The organism is Vibrio sp. Isolate34, assembly GCF_022397915.1.
Classification (GTDB): domain Bacteria; phylum Pseudomonadota; class Gammaproteobacteria; order Enterobacterales; family Vibrionaceae; genus Vibrio.
Window position 1 is genome coordinate 35,921 of the sequence record NZ_JAKEUO010000008.1, and the last position, 18,040, is coordinate 53,960.

17 protein-coding genes are annotated in these 18,040 nt (G+C 43.3%); 5 read left to right on the forward strand and 12 right to left on the reverse strand.

The genetic code is table 11. The features are described from left to right. Window positions 1-33 precede the first annotated feature (33 nt). Both L1D22_RS10590 and L1D22_RS10595 read right to left on the reverse strand, forming a co-directional pair. Window positions 34-1,227, reverse strand: coding sequence for a class I SAM-dependent methyltransferase (locus L1D22_RS10590; RefSeq protein ID WP_239829737.1), 1,194 nt, complete (start codon window positions 1,225-1,227; stop codon window positions 34-36). A gap of 108 nt (window positions 1,228-1,335) precedes the next feature. Continuing rightward, entirely contained in the window at window positions 1,336-2,739 is a 1,404-nt protein-coding gene (locus L1D22_RS10595) for a methyl-accepting chemotaxis protein (protein WP_239829738.1), read from the reverse strand. 88 nt (window positions 2,740-2,827) lie between these two features. Between L1D22_RS10595 and yccX the strand changes: the two genes are divergently transcribed. Beyond that, a complete protein-coding gene (gene yccX, locus L1D22_RS10600) occupies window positions 2,828-3,115 on the forward strand; it encodes an acylphosphatase (protein WP_239829739.1) in 288 nt (95 codons plus the stop codon). Between the two features lie 51 nt (window positions 3,116-3,166). On the opposite strand, the gene L1D22_RS10605 is transcribed toward yccX, so the two are convergent. The 6 genes from L1D22_RS10605 to L1D22_RS10630 form a co-directional block, all read right to left on the reverse strand. Continuing rightward, complete coding sequence (locus L1D22_RS10605) at window positions 3,167-3,496, reverse strand: TusE/DsrC/DsvC family sulfur relay protein (RefSeq protein WP_017057205.1); 330 nt, start codon at window positions 3,494-3,496, stop codon at window positions 3,167-3,169. Window positions 3,497-3,675: 179 nt separating this feature from the next. Then, a complete protein-coding gene (locus L1D22_RS10610) occupies window positions 3,676-4,341 on the reverse strand; it encodes a Bax inhibitor-1/YccA family protein (RefSeq protein ID WP_239829740.1) in 666 nt (221 codons plus the stop codon). 294 nt (window positions 4,342-4,635) lie between these two features. Further along, the gene (locus tag L1D22_RS10615) at window positions 4,636-5,400 is read right to left on the reverse strand and encodes an amino acid ABC transporter ATP-binding protein (RefSeq protein ID WP_239829741.1); all 765 of its coding nucleotides are present in this window, start codon (window positions 5,398-5,400) and stop codon (window positions 4,636-4,638) included. Window positions 5,401-5,422: 22 nt separating this feature from the next. Further along, the gene (locus L1D22_RS10620) at window positions 5,423-6,520 is read right to left on the reverse strand and encodes an amino acid ABC transporter permease (protein ID WP_239829742.1); all 1,098 of its coding nucleotides are present in this window, start codon (window positions 6,518-6,520) and stop codon (window positions 5,423-5,425) included. 1 nt (window position 6,521) lies between these two features. Beyond that, window positions 6,522-7,727, reverse strand: a complete 1,206-nt coding sequence (locus tag L1D22_RS10625) for an amino acid ABC transporter permease (protein WP_239829743.1) — start codon at window positions 7,725-7,727, stop codon at window positions 6,522-6,524. 146 nt (window positions 7,728-7,873) lie between these two features. Then, window positions 7,874-8,902, reverse strand: coding sequence for an amino acid ABC transporter substrate-binding protein (locus L1D22_RS10630; RefSeq protein ID WP_017630037.1), 1,029 nt, complete (start codon window positions 8,900-8,902; stop codon window positions 7,874-7,876). Between the two features lie 481 nt (window positions 8,903-9,383). Here L1D22_RS10630 and L1D22_RS10635 point away from each other — a divergent pair, with 481 nt between their 5' ends. Then, window positions 9,384-10,325 carry a bifunctional precorrin-2 dehydrogenase/sirohydrochlorin ferrochelatase gene (locus L1D22_RS10635; RefSeq protein ID WP_239829744.1) on the forward strand — a complete coding sequence of 314 codons (942 nt, stop codon included), beginning with the start codon at window positions 9,384-9,386 and terminating at the stop codon, window positions 10,323-10,325. 168 nt (window positions 10,326-10,493) lie between these two features. Here L1D22_RS10635 and L1D22_RS10640 read toward each other — a convergent pair whose 3' ends face one another. Then, on the reverse strand, window positions 10,494-10,976 hold the full coding sequence (locus L1D22_RS10640; RefSeq protein ID WP_017630035.1) for a YajQ family cyclic di-GMP-binding protein: 483 nt from the start codon (window positions 10,974-10,976) through the stop codon (window positions 10,494-10,496). Window positions 10,977-10,988: 12 nt separating this feature from the next. Next, window positions 10,989-12,047, reverse strand: coding sequence for a 3-deoxy-7-phosphoheptulonate synthase (locus tag L1D22_RS10645; RefSeq protein ID WP_176681133.1), 1,059 nt, complete (start codon window positions 12,045-12,047; stop codon window positions 10,989-10,991). Window positions 12,048-12,253: 206 nt separating this feature from the next. Between L1D22_RS10645 and L1D22_RS10650 the strand changes: the two genes are divergently transcribed. Together L1D22_RS10650 and L1D22_RS10655 are read left to right on the forward strand one after the other, a co-directional pair. Then, window positions 12,254-13,141: a putative PEP-binding protein gene (locus tag L1D22_RS10650; RefSeq protein ID WP_239829745.1), complete on the forward strand. Its 888-nt coding sequence runs from the start codon at window positions 12,254-12,256 to the stop codon at window positions 13,139-13,141. 159 nt (window positions 13,142-13,300) lie between these two features. Then, window positions 13,301-13,786 carry a DUF4442 domain-containing protein gene (locus L1D22_RS10655; protein ID WP_239829746.1) on the forward strand — a complete coding sequence of 162 codons (486 nt, stop codon included), beginning with the start codon at window positions 13,301-13,303 and terminating at the stop codon, window positions 13,784-13,786. 111 nt (window positions 13,787-13,897) lie between these two features. Here the strand turns inward: L1D22_RS10655 and L1D22_RS10660 are convergent, their stop codons facing one another. After that, window positions 13,898-15,253 (reverse strand): hypothetical protein, encoded by a 1,356-nt coding sequence (locus L1D22_RS10660; protein ID WP_017063834.1) that lies wholly within the window; start codon window positions 15,251-15,253, stop codon window positions 13,898-13,900. A 28-nt stretch (window positions 15,254-15,281) separates the two neighbouring features. Between L1D22_RS10660 and L1D22_RS10665 the strand changes: the two genes are divergently transcribed. Next, a complete protein-coding gene (locus L1D22_RS10665) occupies window positions 15,282-16,190 on the forward strand; it encodes a S1-like domain-containing RNA-binding protein (RefSeq protein WP_080967362.1) in 909 nt (302 codons plus the stop codon). Between the two features lie 368 nt (window positions 16,191-16,558). Here the strand turns inward: L1D22_RS10665 and rsmF are convergent, their stop codons facing one another. Further along, window positions 16,559-17,980: a 16S rRNA (cytosine(1407)-C(5))-methyltransferase RsmF gene (gene rsmF, locus L1D22_RS10670; protein ID WP_239829747.1), complete on the reverse strand. Its 1,422-nt coding sequence runs from the start codon at window positions 17,978-17,980 to the stop codon at window positions 16,559-16,561. Window positions 17,981-18,040 lie beyond the last annotated feature (60 nt).

An 18,040-nucleotide genomic window follows, 5' to 3' on the forward strand; every position in this document is an offset into this window, starting at 1 on the left:
CTCGGAAGCTTGAGAGCGAGTCAAGGAACTTGATTACAACACCTTACAAGCAAAACCTTTTAGGTAGAAACCTTCTGGGTAGGCTGTGTCTGTTAGGTGGTCGGCTGCTTGTTCGAAGCGCTCTACGAACTTAACAGTTCGGCCTGCGTCTAGTGCTGCATCGGCGATGATCTTTTGGAACAAATCTGTTCCCATTAAGCCAGAGCAAGAGTAGGTGAGTAGAGTACCGCCTGGTTTCAGGATTTGCATTGCAAGCATGTTAACGTCTTTATAGCCGTTAGCGCCTGAAGTTAGGTTGTTCTTGCTTGAAACAAACTTTGGTGGATCCATGATTACTACGTCAAACTTAGTACCTTGGTCGCGGTATTCACGAAGCAGTTTGAAGACGTCGGCGTTAAGGAATACTGCGCGCTTTTTAGAGATATCAAACTCATTCAGTTCAGCGTTCAGCTTCGCCGTATCAAGAGCAAGTTGAGATACATCAGCGTTGATAACACGCTTTGCATCACCTTTCAGTGCGTAAAGGCCAAAACCACCAGTGTATGAGAAACAGTTAAGAACATCTTTGTTTTTAACGTACTTCATCGATTCTTTACGGCTATCACGTTGGTCCATGTAGAAGCCCGTTTTGTGGCCTTCCATAATGTTCACGCTGATTTTTACGCCATTCTCTTCAATCACGATTGATTTAGGTGGCTCTTGACCATGAAGTACACCGACAACTTGCTCTAGGCCTTCTTTTTTACGAACTGCTACGTCTGAACGCTCGTAAATGTTGCAGTCTGGGAAGCACTCGATTAGAGCTTCAACCAATACGCTTTTGTTATATTCAGCGCCTGCACTTAACAGTTGGCAAACTAGAAAGTCTTGATACTTATCGATAGTGATGCCAGGCAAGCCATCAGACTCTGCAGCTGTTAGACGGTAACCCGTTAGACCGTCACGTTCGATGATTTCTTCACGTAAAGACTGTGCATCTTGAATTCGTTTTACGAAGAACGCCTTGTTGATTTCTTCTTTTTCAAATGTCCAAACACGAGCTCGAATTTGAGAAGCCGGAGAGTAAGCTGCTTTTGCAAGCCACTGACCATTTTGAGCATATACGTCTACAGTTTCACCTTGTTGTGGCTCGCCTTCGACCTTATCGATACCGCGTGAAAATACCCAAGGGTGTTTGCGGCGTAGTGATTTATCTCGGCCTTTAGCTAGATGAATTGAAGGAGTCATAATTTACTCTGTTTGTTGAATTTGAAGGAGGGGTATTGTCGGGGAAGTACAGGTGAAAAGCAAATAAGAAAGGGCTGCAGAAGCAGCCCTAGTAACGATATTTAAAGATTAAGCCTTGAGGCCTGTTAATAAGCCTTCCATTGTGTCGCTTTGCTTACGAAGCTGATCAACGTTGGCATTACTCTTACTGATCATTTCACAGATGCTGTCTGATTGATGACGAATCTCTTCGACACTCTGTGCAATGTTGTCAGCTACAACACCTTGTTCTTCAGCTGCGGTAGCTATCTGAGTGCTACTGTCTGAAATCGATAGATTCTTTTCAGCCAGAGAGCCGATTTCAACGTTAACTTCAGACATTAATGTTTGTCCTTCGTTTGCGTTGTTAACCGTCACTTCCATCAGTTTTGTTAGCGATTGGCTGTTACGTTGTAATGATTCAATCATGCTTTGGATTTCAACCGTTGCTTGCTGTGTTCTTCCTGCAAGAGCACGAACCTCATCTGCAACCACAGCAAAACCACGTCCTTGTTCACCAGCTCTAGCTGCTTCAATAGCGGCGTTTAGAGCAAGCAGGTTAGTCTGTTCTGAAATACCATTGATGGTTGTGACAACTTCATCGATCTGTGCAGCATTCGCATCAAGCTCTTCTACTGCTTGCGAAGCCGATTGGATCTCTTGAGATAGACTTGAGATAGATTGTAGAGTATTCGAAACTTTCACTTGGCCACTTTGAGCAACACCTCGAGCATCCATTGTTTGAGAGCTAGAATCGTGTGCAAGGGTTGCCACTTCACGAATGGTTGCTGCCATTTGTTCGGTAGCACTTGCTAGGCTATTCAGGTGCTCTTGCTGATTACCTGAAATGTCTGAGCTTTGCTGCGTTGATTGGTTCAAGTCCGAACTGATTTGCTGCATAAGTGCCACAGATTCTTGTATAGAAAGAACCATGTTTTGTTCACGCTCGGCTACCTTATCGATAGTGATAGCAATTTCACTGAATTCATCACGAACTAAGAAGTAGTTCATACGACAAGTTAAGTCACCATTCGCCAGTGTGTTCAGTGCTTTGTTCATCGAGAACATGGCACCGCCAATGAAGGTCATGATGTAGTAAACACCTAGTGCAATCAGCGTTAGTGTTACCGCGATGATAGATACTTGAGTTGTAGATAGTGCAGACCAAAGGTTTTGATCGTGGTTGGCCACTAAACTAAATGCGCCATTCATGACTGAAACAGAGCCTGCGCCATAGCCTAAAGAGATGCTATCAGAATTACTAACGAGTTGAGCAACTTGCTCTTTCGTGAGTTGACCCGCTTCAATAAGCCCTTTCATCAAGAGCATTTCTTCTTGATAAAGGTGAGCCAGTAATGAATCCGCAGCACTATCTAAAACAAGCGTTAATATAACCAGAGCCAGAAGAGGTAATAAGAAGAGTAGATAGAACTTTTCTTGGATTTTTAGGTGAATGAGATATTTATCAATCCAACGAAATGGGATTTCTTTCATAATCGTTATACTCGAAGTAAGTCCACCAATAAGCGGTGAATGAATAGAAGCTCAACTATATCATTCATATAATTTATGAGGCAACGTTATGGAAAGTTCCCAATTTATTTTTGTCGTGTCAGGCGTAGTTCAGTGTGTTGGTTTTCGTTATCACACCAGCAGACAAGCGCAAGCTTTGAGTATTTCCGGTTATGCTAAGAACCTAAATGATGGCCGAGTTGAAGTATTAGCGGTTGGAGAGGTTGAACAAATTGAGAAGCTATACGAATGGCTAAAAATCGGGCCTAAGAGTGCAGTAGTTGATGGTGTAGCAAAACATCAAGTCGGAGAGAAAGAACGACAAAAGGTGCGTGTTGGGGAGTTTAAAATACTGTAGCTCACTCACTACAGTATTTATATTCAGAAATGATCTAAAGCCGGTTAGTCTTTACAAGCATTTCGCTGGTTTAGGTAGGCCTGCAAGTTTAGTCGCTTGCTTCGCTGGGCCTTTCTTGAATAGCTTGAATAGGTATTTACTGTTGCCTTTTTCTGGGCCGTGAGCCTTTTCCATCGCTTTAACTAGCATGCGAACTGCTGGAGAGGTGTTGAACTCTTCGTAAAAGCTCCTTACAAAATGTACGACTTCTAAGTGCGCATCTGTAAGTTCAATAGCTTCATCTTGAGCAAGAATTTCAATCATACCTTCTTCCCATTGTGTGTAGTCCAATAGGTAGCCTTGAGCATCGGTTTCGATTTGCTTGCCGTTATATTCAAACATGTTTAATCCAGAATCCAGTTAACTATCCAGATAGGGTAATGACCAAGTTTACTTTTCTCAATAGATTTATAGCGATCTCAAGAAATATTGCAGCTATCAAAAGAATTCTGGTGCTGATAGACACAAAAAAGCCCAAGAGCTGGGCTCTTGGGCTAGATATTCTTCAGTTATGGGAGTGATTAGTCGTCGCTACCCATGATGCCTAGAATGCTTAGTAGACTGATGAAGATGTTGTAGATTGATACGTACAAGCTGATCGTTGCTGAGATGTAGTTAGTTTCACCGCCACGAATGATGTTTTGCGTTGTAAGCAAGATAACACCAGTCGAGAATAGGATGAACATACCGCTCATTGCCAATGATAGCAGAGGCATTTGTAGGAAGATGTTTGCAACCATACCTACAAGTAGTACAACGAAACCAGCTAGTAGCATGCCGTTAAGGAATGACAGGTCACGCTTAGTAGTAAGAGCGTAAGCTGAAGCACCCATAAATGCTAATGCGGTACCGCCAAGTGCAGTTAGGATGACATCACCCATGCCTGCGCCAACGTACATATTTAGGATTGGACCAATGGTGTAGCCTAAGAAACCTGTAAATAGGAATGTGAAGACTAGACCCATGCTGTTGTCACGGTTCTTTTCAGTAAGGAAAAGTAGGCCGTAGAAGCCAACTAGCATGATGATAAGACCAGGGCGAGGAAGGTTCATCGCCATAGATACGCCTGCTACAACAGCAGACCAAAGTAGTGTCATAGACAGTAGAGCGTAGGTGTTACGCAACACTTTATTGGTTTGCAGAGCACTTTCTTGAGATGCTGTGCGTGAATACATAGGGCTGTTCATAATCTTCCTCGTAAGGTGACTTCAATAGTTATTAGTACATTTATGGGGGTGAAAGTTCGAAAAATCAAGTCTTTCATTCCTCTTGTATACGTAAAATAATAATCAAAATAGTCGGTTAAGTGTTTTTGAAGGTGTAACAAAGTATTTCTTTAGGCTGTAATTAAGCATAGCTAAGATACGATGTTCAACCTTTGGTCGATCTATTCCGTTACTTAAAACTTTAAAAGCTATCTATAACTTTGAAAAATAAAGAGGCGACCTAAGCCGCCTCTGTAGTTTATGCATCATAACACATTAATGGTGTAAGATTTGGCTTAAGAAGTTCTGAGTTCTGTCCGATTGCGGATTTTCAAAGAAGTCGACAGGGTTGTTCTCTTCGATGATTTCGCCAGCGTCCATGAAGATAACGCGATCCGCTACCTCTTTAGCAAAGCCCATTTCGTGCGTCACACACAACATGGTCATGCCTTCTTCTGCAAGCTCTACCATTACATCTAACACTTCACGAACCATTTCTGGATCGAGTGCTGATGTTGGTTCATCAAACAGCATTACTTGAGGGTTCATACACAAAGAACGGGCGATAGCTACACGCTGTTGTTGACCACCTGAAAGCTGACCTGGAAACTTATCTGCTTGCTCAGGGATTTTTACACGCTCTAGGTATTTCATCGCAATCGCTTCAGCTTCTTCCTTCGGCATCTTTTTGACCCAAATAGGCGCCAGAGTACAGTTTTCTAATACTGTAAGATGTGGGAACAGGTTGAAGTGTTGGAAACACATACCTACATCTCGGCGCACGGCTTCGATGTTCTTTAAATCCTCAGTCAGTTCATTTCCTGAAACGAAGATATGACCTTTTTGATGTTCTTCCAATCGGTTGATACAACGGATCATCGTAGATTTCCCTGAGCCAGAAGGGCCACAGATAACGATTTTCTCGCCTTTCTTAACTTCAAGGTTGATGTTCTTGAGCACGTGGAACTCACCATACCACTTGTTCATGTCTTTAAGTTCAATCATCAACTCTTGCGATCCTGGGTTTAGTTGTTGCGTCATAATACGTCCTTGATCTTATTAACTATCGTTTGTGACCGGTGTGAAGTCTGTTCTCTAGCCATATCGAGTACCTCGACATGCCAAAACAGAACACCCAGAACACTAACGCGACAAATACATAACTTTCTGTTGCGAAGCCTAACCACTCAGGGTCTGTATTCGCTGCTTGGCCAATACCCAACACATCAAACATACCGATGATAAGTACCAGACTGGTGTCTTTAAATAGGCCAATGAATGTGTTCACGATTGATGGAATAGTGATTTTCAACGCTTGAGGAAGAATAATCAGTCCCATCTTTTTCCAATAGGTTAGACCTAGTGCATCTGCTGCTTCGTATTGACCTTTAGGAATCGCTTGTAGACCACCACGAATAACCTCTGCCATATAAGCCGCACTAAACAACACCACACCAACAAGAGCACGGATGAGCTTATCGGTTTCAGAACCTGCGGCTAAGAATAGAGGTAGCATTACCGATGCCATGAACAGCACGGTAATAAGAGGAACGCCACGCCAGATTTCGATGTACACAGTACAGATACTGCGAATGATCGGCATCTCTGAACGACGTCCGAGGGCAAGTGCAACACCGATAGGAAGCGAAACCACAATACCCACTAATGCGATGATCAATGTAACCAGTAGGCCGCCCCATTTATGGGTATCAACAACTTCTAGTCCAAACACACCACCGTATAACAAACCAGCGATTAGAAATGGGTAGATGTTTACGAAGAACAACCAAATCCACGTACGCTTAGGTGTTTTTTCATAAGCCAATAAAGCGACAAAAATGGCTAACGTTGCGTAGAAAAGGCGAGGGCGCCACAGTTCAGCTTCAGGATAGAAACCGTACATGAACTGGTCCCAACGAACACTGATGAATACCCAGCACGCGCCGTCACTCGTACATGCATCGCGAGTCGTGCCGACCCAATCTGCATTTAAGAATGCCCAGTCAAAGGTTGCCCAAAGTAATGAGAATGCGATGTAACCTAAAACCAGTGTCACTACGCTGTTAATAGGGCCGTTAAAGAGATTTTTCCTTAACCAGCCAACCATACCAACTGTGTTAGCGGGAGGCGGAAGATCAGGTTGAAATTGATGTGTGCTCATATTATCTCTCCACCAATGCGACTTTACGGTTATAGATATTCATTAACGCGGAGGTCAATAAGCTCAGAGTCAGGTATACGCCCATGGTCATTGCAATGATTTCAATTGCTTGACCTGTTTGGTTAAGCGTCGTACCTGCGAATACAGAAACTAGGTCAGGGTAACCAATCGCCATTGCTAGCGAAGAGTTCTTGGTTAAGTTTAAGTATTGGCTCGTAAGCGGTGGAATGATGATACGTAAAGCTTGCGGGATGATAACCAACTTAAGTGTGCGAGAACGTGGTAGTCCCAAAGACATTGCAGCCTCTGTTTGACCATGGTTCACCGCATTAATACCCGAACGAACGATCTCTGCAATGAAAGATGCCGTATAGATACTGAGAGCTAACACAAGGGCTGCAAGCTCAGGAATGATGCTGATACCACCCTTAAAGTTAAAGCCTTTTAGCGCAGGGTATTCAGCTGAAATAGGCATACCCATAACAAAGTAAACAACCAGAGGTAAACCAACGATTAAACTCGCTGCGATGCGAAACATCGGCGTTTGTTGCCCAGTCAGTTTCTGTTTGTTGTTAGCCCAAATATTGACTATCACAGTAGCGATAATACCGATGACCAGTGCAGCAATAACGAAGCTGCTTCCTTGCTCTAAAACAGGCGCCGGGAAATATAAGCCACGAACATTCAAGAAGATGGCTCCACCCAGGCTCAGACTTTGACGAGCTGATGGTAGAGCTTGAAGAACGGCGAAATACCAAAAGAAAATTTGAAGTAATAGAGGGATATTTCGGAAGATTTCAATGTAAACCGCTGCACATCGGCTAACTAACCAGTTAGAAGATAAACGAGCGATACCCATACTGAAGCCAAGAACGGTGGCTAAAATAATACCCAGCACTGAAACTAGGGCGGTGTTTAATAAGCCGACGACGAACGTTCGACCATAAGAGAAGGTTTCGTCATATTCGACGAGCGTTAATCCGATACCAAAACCGGCTTCTTGACTCAGAAAGTCAAAACCAGTGGCAATGCCTCGGGCATCAAGGTTGGTAAGGGCATTATTTACGATGGTGTAGAAGAAAGCGCCGAGTGCTCCGATGGCAATGATCTGAAAAACAACAGATCGGAAAGTCGGGTTGTATAATAGGTTGGCACTTTTTGCTTCAGGCTTTTCCTGGGAAGGAGTAAGAGTGTTGTTAGGTTTCATACTGCAATAACCTCAAATCCATTTAACAGTTAGGGCGGAAAAACCGCCCTAAATCGTGTTACTCAAATATTCATTTTCTGTTTGTTGCTACCACACAAGATGTGCGTGATAGCAACGGTTACGAACAAGTAATCACGTAGGTGCTATTAACGGATTGGTGGAGCGTACATAAAGCCGCCCGCATTCCATAATGCATTTACGCCACGAGAGATTTGAAGTGGAGAACCTGTACCAACAGTACGTTCAAAACTCTCACCGTAGTTACCAACTTGCTTAATTACTTGGTAACCCCAGTCGTCACGAATGCCAAGGCCTTTACCTTTAGGACCGTCTACACCAAGAATACGCTTGATGTTTGGATCTTTTGACTTAAGCATTTCGTCTGCATTTTTAGAAGAGATGCCGTATTCTTCCGCGTTAATCATTGCAGAAAGTGTCCACTTAGCAACGTTAAACCATTTGTCATCATCTTGACGAACAACAGGACCTAGAGGCTCCTTAGAGATGATTTCAGGAAGTACCTGTGCAGATTTAGGATCAGCTAGGTTTAGACGTAGTGCGTATAGACCTGATTGGTCTGTTGTTAGCACGTCACAACGACCTGCGTCGAAACCTTTAGACGTTTGTGCTGCTGTATCAAATACCACTGGCTTGTAAGACATGCCGTTGTTACGGAAGTAATCGGCTAGGTTAAGCTCAGTCGTTGTACCTGATTGAACACATACAGAAGCGCCATCAAGTTCTAGAGCACTTGTAAGACCTAGATCTTTCTTAACCATGAAGCCTTGACCATCGTAGTAGTTAACGCCTACGAAGTTCAGACCTAAAGCGGTGTCACGATGTAATGTCCATGTTGTGTTACGAGATAGTACGTCGATTTCGCCAGATTGAAGCGCAGTAAAACGCTCTTTTGCTGTTAGAGGTACATACTTAACTTTGGTCTTGTCACCGAGTACAGCCGCTGCAAGAGCTTGACAATACTCAACATCAATTCCTTCCCATTCACCTTTTGAGTTAGGGTTAGAGAACCCTGGAAGACCTGTACTTACACCACAAGTTAAGAAGCCTTGAGATGTGACTTTGTCCAGAGTGCTTTCTGCCGCTGATGCCGATGTTGCCATCATCGCAGTTGATGCAGCTACTACTGAAGCAAGAAGTGTTAGTTTATTTGTCATTTGTATCCTTCCTTGTTAACCAGGTGACACCTGATACTCGTGCTCGTTTGAGTTTTTCTATATGTGTTGCGTTTTCTATGACCTTGTTGCCCAAATCAAACGAGTTGCATTTTGCAAATGAAACTGTGTGCGATTTAAACAACTATTTATAAGGTTAGGAAAGGATCCGTAGTTTCACAAATGTATAATTTAAAAAGAATTTTGAATGAAATCACAAATCCGAACACATTTAGAATGACCAAATGTTAACTGAATGTAAATAGTGCAAGGGCTCACACTGTTGGTGCAACAAGATTTAGATTTTTATATTGATAATCGACTAGATAAATATTCTGAATTAATCTCACACTGATGAAACATTCGCCTTGAAAAAGATTGAAATTTGGTCAATAAATATTTTTATTACACTTGGATAGTTATGAATATGCTCCAAATTTGGTAGCATGGCTGAATAGTTATTGAAGTCGTCTCAAGGAAGAACATGCGTTATTTCCCAATGTTTTTGGATGTAGAAAATAAGCCAATTTTGGTGGTTGGTGGGGGTGAGGTTGCTTGCCGTAAAGTCGACAGTTTGTTACGAGCTGGAGCAAATGTGACTTTGGTTTCTCCCAAGGTAGCGCCTTACCTAAAGCAGCTTGTTGATGAGAATAAACTTCACTGGGTTCAGAACTTTTATTCGTCGCAGATCATATCGAAAGATTACTTGCAGGTTTGGGCTACAACAGACAACCCAAGCCTGAACCATCAAGTGTATAATGATGCGAAAAAACTGGGTATTTTAGTCAATGTAGTTGATGATTTACCTTACTGCGATTTCATCACGCCTTCGATGATAAATCGCGGAAGAATTCAAATTGCGATCTCTAGCGGTGGTGCTTCACCTGTTTTAGTGCGTAATATTAGAGAAAAACTCGAAACAGTACTGCCACAAAATATAGGTTTGATTGCAGACTTCGGTGCATCAAAACGCAATTCAATCAAAGAGTCATTCCCAACCGTCGATGAGCGTCGTAAGTTCTGGGAGCGTTTCTTGTCATCTAGTTTTATTGAGCAGATAACAGACCGAGAGCAGTTAGAGTCTTACTATCAACAAGCGCTATCGCAAGGTATTGATAGTGAAGGACAAGTAACTTGGATTGAGTTCGAGCAAGACATAGAGCTGTTACCAATGAAAGCTTTGCGTCTAATGCAGGAAGCGGAACTGGTTCTTGCTCCGAGTGATTGCCCGTTTGAGTTTATAGACTTATGTCGCCGAGATGCGGAAAGGGAAAGCTATGCGAATAGTGGAGAGCTGTCTACTAAGCTCGAGCAAGCAAGAGCTGAGAGCTTACGTGTCTGTGTGTTTATTCCACCAGCGAGTGTTGAGTTCAATTTACTGGTAGGCAAAGACCTGAAACTGTCTTCTGCCAAGGTGTTGAGTTAAAAGACAGAGATGCTAGTTGTCTTCAAGCTGGCCCCTAATACGCTAGTCACAACGGCCAGATAAATAAAAAGCCACTTCCGATAAAGAAGTGGCTTTTTGCTATGTTAAATGCCGCATTAAACTGATTAGTGAGCAGCGAACAAGAGCCGCTGCACATAGCCAGATTAATTAATCGCGGAAGTTATCAAACTGGAAAGGTTGACCAAGTTCACCGTTACGAACCAGTGCCATAACCGCTTGTAGATCGTCACGCTTCTTGCCTGTAACACGAACTTTTTCGCCTTGGATAGCCGCTTGAACCTTAACTTTGTTGTCTTTGATTAGCTTAACGATTTTCTTAGCAACATCGGTTTCGATACCTTGCTTGAAGATAACCGTTTGGTGCCAAGTGCGACCTGTTTGGTCTGCAGCCTTCGCTTCCATCGCGTTAGGATCAACATTGCGCTTTGTTAGGTTGCTACGAAGGATATCGCGCATTTGCTTCAGTTGGAAATCGTCTTGAGCAGTCAGTTTTACCGACTCATCTTTGTAGTCGAAGCTTGCATCAACGCCGCGGAAATCGAAACGAGTCGATAGTTCACGGTTAGCATTGTCTACAGCGTTGCGTAGTTCTACTGATTCTACTTCAGAGATAATGTCAAATGATGGCATTGTGTTATGTCCTTAAGCTAAGTTTCTATCTTTAATTGCAGTTGCAAGCATGTCTAGCATAGTTGCAGTATCTTCCCAGCTTAGGCATGGGTCAGTAATAGACTTGCCGTATTCTAGGTTGTTGATGTCAGTCATTGGCTGGTTGCCTTCTTTAATGAAGCTTTCTGCCATTATGCCTGCAATTTGATTCTTGTTAGATTTGATCTGGTCACAAATGTCTTGTGCAACTTCTAACTGCTTACGGTGCTGTTTCTGACAGTTAGCGTGGCTAAAGTCTACAACCAAACGTTGAGGCAGGTCGAATTCAGCAAGTTGCTTACATGCGATGTCTACTGATTCAGCGTCGAAGTTAGGACCCTTATCACCACCACGTAGAATAACGTGACCGTATGGGTTACCAGAAGTACGGTAAACCGTCATGCGGCCGTTCTTGTCTGGAGAGTAGAAGTAGTGTGAAGCATGCGCAGCACGAATCGCATCGATAGCGATCTTGATGTTGCCGTTAGTCGCGTTTTTGAAGCCAACTGGGCAAGAAAGAGCAGAAGCCATTTCACGGTGAATCTGAGATTCTGTTGTACGAGCGCCAATTGCACCCCAAGTGATAAGGTCTGCAATGTACTGACCTGTGATCATATCAAGGAATTCAGTCGCTGTTGCTAAGCCAAGCTTATTGATGTCTAGCAGTAGCTTACGCGCTTTGTTCAAGCCCGTTTCAAGTGCATATGAACCATCAAGGTTTGGATCGGTAATCAGACCTTTCCAACCTACAACCGTACGAGGTTTCTCGAAGTAGGTTCTCATTACCACGAACAATTCGTCTTTGTATTGCTCTTGAATCTGGCTTAAGCGCTCAGCGTAATCAAGTGCCGCTTCTGTGTCATGAACAGAACAAGGGCCAACGATAACTAATAGGCGGTTATCACGACCAGTTAGGATATCTTCGATTTGGCGGCGAGAATTTGCAATACGCTCAGCAACGTCGTCAGTAATAGGGTGTGCATTGCCTAATTCGGCAGGAGTTGGCATAGGACCCAGTGCTTGGGTTCTCAACTCATCAGTTTTTAATGGCATGTGATAGCTTTTTATTCTATTGCGAAGTGGTTAAGATAACGGAATTGAACAGAGGAATAAACTCTCTTGAGTCAAAGTTATCTCAGTTATTGCTAATATTCTTATTTTTATCAGCAGGCCAGCGTCAAATAAGGGATTTTCACTTGTATTAACAGGCAGCTATCGGTATTTTCGTTTGAACACAACATAAAAATGCTGGAGCAGCAATGACTCAAGAAAATCAAAGCACTTTGCACCCAGAACTTGTCTTAGGTGATGTGCTGCCTTCTTATAACGATAATAATAATTCTACCCACTTGTACGTATCTCTGTCTGAATTGGTTATGGACCGAGTTTTCTACCATCCATCGATTGAAGACCATTTAGATACACTTTCTGATATTGAGAAAACCTCTTTAGATGCCATCCTTGGTGGCAAGAGTGTCGAAGAACATTTTGTATCAACACTGGTTGTAGCGATTCAAGCCGCAGTTCTACCTAATCATACCTCAGTGCGCATCGCGTTGAGCAGTGCTGATAGCTACAGCTTCCGTTCGTTGTTAGGCGGAAATTGCGAAGCTGAGGAAGTGAACCCGGCACTGGGTGTTCGTGGTGTAGCTCGCTATGCGACACCAGAATACAGCAAGGCTTTCGCTTTAGAGTGTCAGGTGATTAAGACACTACGTGAGCAAGGCATCAACGTTGAAGTGGTTGTGCCTTACGTTCGTGCGTTAAGCGACGCTGCGAAGATCATCGACTTGCTAGCAGAGCAAGGTTTACCACGCGGTCTTAACGGTCTGAAAGTGCTGTTCTCGTGTGATGTACCGTCTGCGGTACTATTGAGCGAACGTCTACTGCATTACTTTGATGGTGTCGTTGTGAATGTCGACAGCCTAGCGTCTTTCACTCTTGGCGTAGACAAACAAAATGAAGCGCAGCAACATGCTTTCGATCCGCAAAACGAAGCGGTGATTACTTTGCTGGACATGATTGTTAAAGCGACCCTGCATGCGAAGAAGCCAGTATTGTTAGTCACGCAAGGTTTAGTCGATTACCCACGTCTACAAGGTTACATTGCTGACCTTGAAGGTGTTGAAACGGTCGTGACTGCGTAAATCGATTAGCTTGCCTGATAAGCTGATTTAAAGCGCTAATGCTTTGAGAATGAAAGAGATATCATTGTGCGATGATATCTCTTTTTTGTAACATTTTTTTGACATTCTTGTTGCTAGTCGATTAACTGGTCTGATGACTAACTTAGCTAGGTAATTCGAATGTTGACCCCTCTACAAAAAGCAAATTTCTACTTAAGCATGTTTGGCTTTTTCAAAGTCCCACTCATCTGGTTGTGTCGACCAAAACTGCTCGCGCTGGACAACCAACATGTCGAAGTGAAAATTCCGCTTAAAAGGCGTACCAAGAATCACCTTAACAGTATGTACTTTGGCGTTTTGGCTGTTGGTGCGGATGTCGCGGGCGGCTTTCTTGCGATGAGTAAGTCGCAACAGCAAGGTGAAAAGATCTCGTTGGCTTTTAAAGAGGTGACGGGTAAATTTTTGAAGCGTCCTGAGGGTGATGTGCATTTCACTTGTCACGACGGTGAGCTGATCAACACTATGTTGGCAGAAACTATGTCGACCGGAGAGCGAGTCAATCAACCCGTAACCATTGTCGCGACTTGTCCATCTTTACATGGTGACGAGCCGATGGCTAAGTTCACGCTAACGCTCTCGATTAAGAAAGTCCCATCCAGAAAATAGTCATCAAAGAAATAGGTGCTGGGTAAGAAGTTATGGGGGAATTCTCGAAGTGTTGAAACAACGGTATGTGAATGGTTTCCACATACCGTTATAGAGAACTTTATAACGGCTCTATGACTCTTGAGTGATTTGCTCAATATCAACGATTTTGGAACGGTTCATAACGATTTTCCAACGGTAGTAGGTTGGTTCGTTATCATGGTTGTTCTCTTTGATGATCAGGTTGAGAAGATGACGTTTTTCTACTGATTCGCGGCTAACTTGCCCTTCATTCAACCGGTAGATCTTGTTCGAACCCTTATCCATCAATCGTGTCAGCGCTCTCAGGCTGATTGATAACGTTTCACGAGTCTCCTCATAACCACTCATAAAGGTCGAGGTCGACATCTCAGTATGAGATCGGTAATGCAAGATTTGCTCTTCACGTTGCACCACACGCTTTTTACGGATCGACTGAATGCGATCTGCAAGCTTAGAAAAGTTTGCGTAGTCCAACCATTCCAGTTTATGTCCAACAGATTTATTGGTCGTTGGGTCATAGTAGCGGCGCTTCCATTTCGGTTTACCTTTACGCAGCCAGCGCCAAAGGATGTCTCTCAAGTCATCTTTGAAGATCTCACGCAACGCGTAGATGAAAGACATCGCCACGATGAAAGAGGCGGTAATCTCACCAAGAAAGTCACGAGCCAAGATCACAGTAGTGGTCACGACGACCATCACCAAACCGGTTGCAATGCCTTTCACTGCACGCTTAACGTTCTTGCCCATCGATGTCGTCTTTTCTTTAAGCACGATAGGGTGTTCAATTAAACGACGCAGCAAGCGCATCTTGTTACTCAAACGGGTAACATCTTCTCGAACTCTTGCTGAGTTGTAGCGGTTTAGTTTACGGTGCGCGGTCTCTTTATCACAAAGCGTTAAGAGTCGTTCTTTAATCGTTGAATACTCACTGCCACGTGGCATGTGTGAAACCAGAGATAAGAACTTTTGCTCGGTGTACCAAGATAGATAGTTATCGATATTAGCGTAGTAACGTTTAAGGTTTTCTTCGTAAGGGATGCTTCGGCGTAGCTTCTTCAAGATATCTAAAGCCAGTTCAATAACTTCATCCACTTCATCAGCCGTTACGTCGTCACTATCTGTCTTGTTTAAGCTGCTCACGGCCTTATCTAAAGCAATAACGTATTGATATGCGAACAAACTCAAACTCACACGGTACTGAGTCGTTGATAAGCGCCCCCGTTTTGCCAAGCGACTGTGTACCAAAGGCAACAGTGTTTTATCACTGTAATATGCACGCTTTTGAGTGATCGAGCTGTAAAAAAATGCGCTTTCAGAAAGCACTTCAGGAGTCAGTCCAAGTTCACCGGGAATGAATAGATAAACGTCCATGTCGAGCTTTTTTGTTTTAGCCATGGCATGGTTAATTTTAAGTGTTATCGCATCTTGTTTATCAACGGTGATCAACGATGGCTCCTAGAATGTAAAAATATGAATGAAACTAGCGAAAGCATATCAGAGATCACGTATAATCTCCGCCAAATTTAAAGTAGAGACAATCTTGATGATTAATATTGGTCAAATAAACAACTTAGAAGTAGTAAAACAAGCAGACTTCGGTGTATTCCTTGACGCTAGCGACTATGGAACCGTGTTGCTGCCGAAACGATTTACTCCTGAAGGTGTTGAAATTGGTCAAAAGTTAGATGTTTTCTTATACATTGATTCTGACAACCAGATCGCTGCAACGACCGAAAAACCGATTGCTCAAGTAGGGCAGTTTGGTTTGATGACCGTTGAAGGTGTAAACAGCACTGGCGCATTCATGAGTTGGGGCGTGAAAGGTAAAGACCTACTGGTTCCTTTCAGCGAGCAACGTGGCCGTTTAAACGAAGGTCAGTCAATTTTAGTATATGTATATATTGATAAAGCATCTAGCCGCATTGTAGGTACAACAAAGTTCAACAAGTGGTTAGACAACACGCCTGCGACTTATAAGCAAAACGAGCAAGTGGATCTTATCATCGCTGAACGTAGCCAATTGGGTTACAAAGCAATCGTGAATGGTGAGCACTGGGGCATGATTTTCCCATCTGACATCATCGGTAAGCTGTTCATCGGTAAAACCTTGAAAGGCTACATTAAAAATGTTCGTGAAGAAGACGGTAAGATTGACCTGTCTCTTCAGAAGATTGGTGTGGCTAAGATGGATGATCTAAGCACTAAGATTCTAGATTTGCTTGAAAAGAAAGGTGGCTTCTTGCCATTGAACGACAAGTCTTCACCGGATGCGATTTTCTCTGCATTCAGAACCAGTAAAGGTACGTTCAAAAAGACCATTGGTGGTTTGTACAAGTCTGGTAAAATCTCGATCGACAAAGAAGGCATTCGCTTAACTAAATAAGCGGGTCTGTCGGTCAAAAAGAAGCCCAAACCTTCCTGTTTGGGCTTAGGGGAAAGGGCTCCGAAGAGCCTACGCTAATCGTTTTAATTGTTTATCTAATAGATTGAAGTCTAGTTTAATTTTTCTGATATGCGATTTTTGATAACACAAATAGTGACTTGAATTGATGTTTTTGTAATTAAGCGTTGATTCAACAACCTTTTTATTTGCGTTGCCTGAGTTAGTCTCTCCAAAAATAGATTGAATAGAAAAAGCCCAAACAACCTGCGTTGTTTGGGCTTTTTGTTTGTTCGTCTTTATCGCTCTGTTCAGGGATAGAGCATGTGCTAAAAGCTAAAAGCTAAAAGCTAAAAGCTAAAAGCTAAAAGCTAGAACAGGTTCTTATCGCGCACTAGCTCACGTGGTAAACCGTTCTTAACTCGGTTGCCAACCCATTTACCAAGGCCAATGATCGCACCGTTGTATTTAACCAGTACTTCGCCTTTACCTGATAGACCTTCAGGGCGAACATCTCGTCCCATGAACCATTCGCGAGCATCTTCGATAGTCAGTTCTACAATGTTGGCTTCGTTGCCTGTCGCGAGCGTAGTCGCCACTTGGTGTTGCCAGCGGTAGCCCTTTTTATGGGTTTCTGCGATCTTGATGCCCATGCGAGAGAAACGGAACTCACCAATCATCGGCTCTAACGCTTCAGGGAATAGCCATACGTCTTTGTCGCGTGTCCATACTTGAGTATCGTTTGGTAACTCAATATCTAACGCAGTTGAAAGTTGTTCAGCCACTTCTTGTTGCGCTTTTTTCGATGCTTTCTCGAATGGAAACTTACCTAAACGCTTTTTCACTTCTGGTGGAGTTACAGACGCCAGCTTGCGAATACGTGCAACGAAGAAGCCTTCAGAGTCATAAACCTGAGGGAAGATGTGTAAGAAGCCTTCTTCTGTCGTTGTCGCTTTAGCATCTTCAAACAGTGATTCTAAAGATTCAAATTCAACCGCGTCACCAAAGGTTTCTTTTAGGTGATGACACACTTGTTGGTTCTCTTCCGTGCTTAACGTACACGTTGAGTAAACCAGAACTCCGTTAGGCTTAAGGGCGTGGAATGCACTTTCGATGAGGTCTTTTTGGGTATCTGCGATGTCAACAACAGATTGATAAGTCCAGTTCTTCATTGCGTCAGCGTCTTTACGAATTGTGCCTTCGCCAGAGCAGGGAGCGTCTAACAACACAGCATCGAATTGTTCTGGTAGCCATCCACCAAATACACGGCCATCAAAATTACTGAGCGCTGCATTTCTTACGCCGCAGCGTTCAATGTTAGCGTGAAGCACTTTAACTCGGCTTGCTGCGTATTCATTTGCAACCAACACGCCACGGTTATTCATGAGTGCTGCAATCTGCGTGGTTTTAGAGCCTGGAGCCGCAGCCGTATCTAGCACTGCTTGGTAGTTTTCTTCGCCTTGGAAGAGTGCAGAAGGTGGCATCATTGAACTGGCTTCTTGGATGTAGAAAAGACCAGACATGTGTTCTGCCGTATTACCTAGAGGCGCTTCACTTTCATCGGCTGTAATCCAAAAACCTGTTTCACACCAAGGTACAGGTTCCAGTTCCCAGCCTTTCTCTTTTGCTCGTACTAGGAAGTCTTCAACACTGATTTTCAGTGTGTTGACTCGAATACTTTTACGAAGTGGTTTTTGGCATGAGGCAACAAAAGAAGCCATATCTAGGTGACTAGGCATGATCGCTTCGATGTGCGTTAGGAATTCTTCAGGAATATATACGTTAGCGTGCAAAAGAGTATCTCGAATTATTGCATTAATGCGGGGAGTTTAAAGCAAAATGAGGTCGTCCTA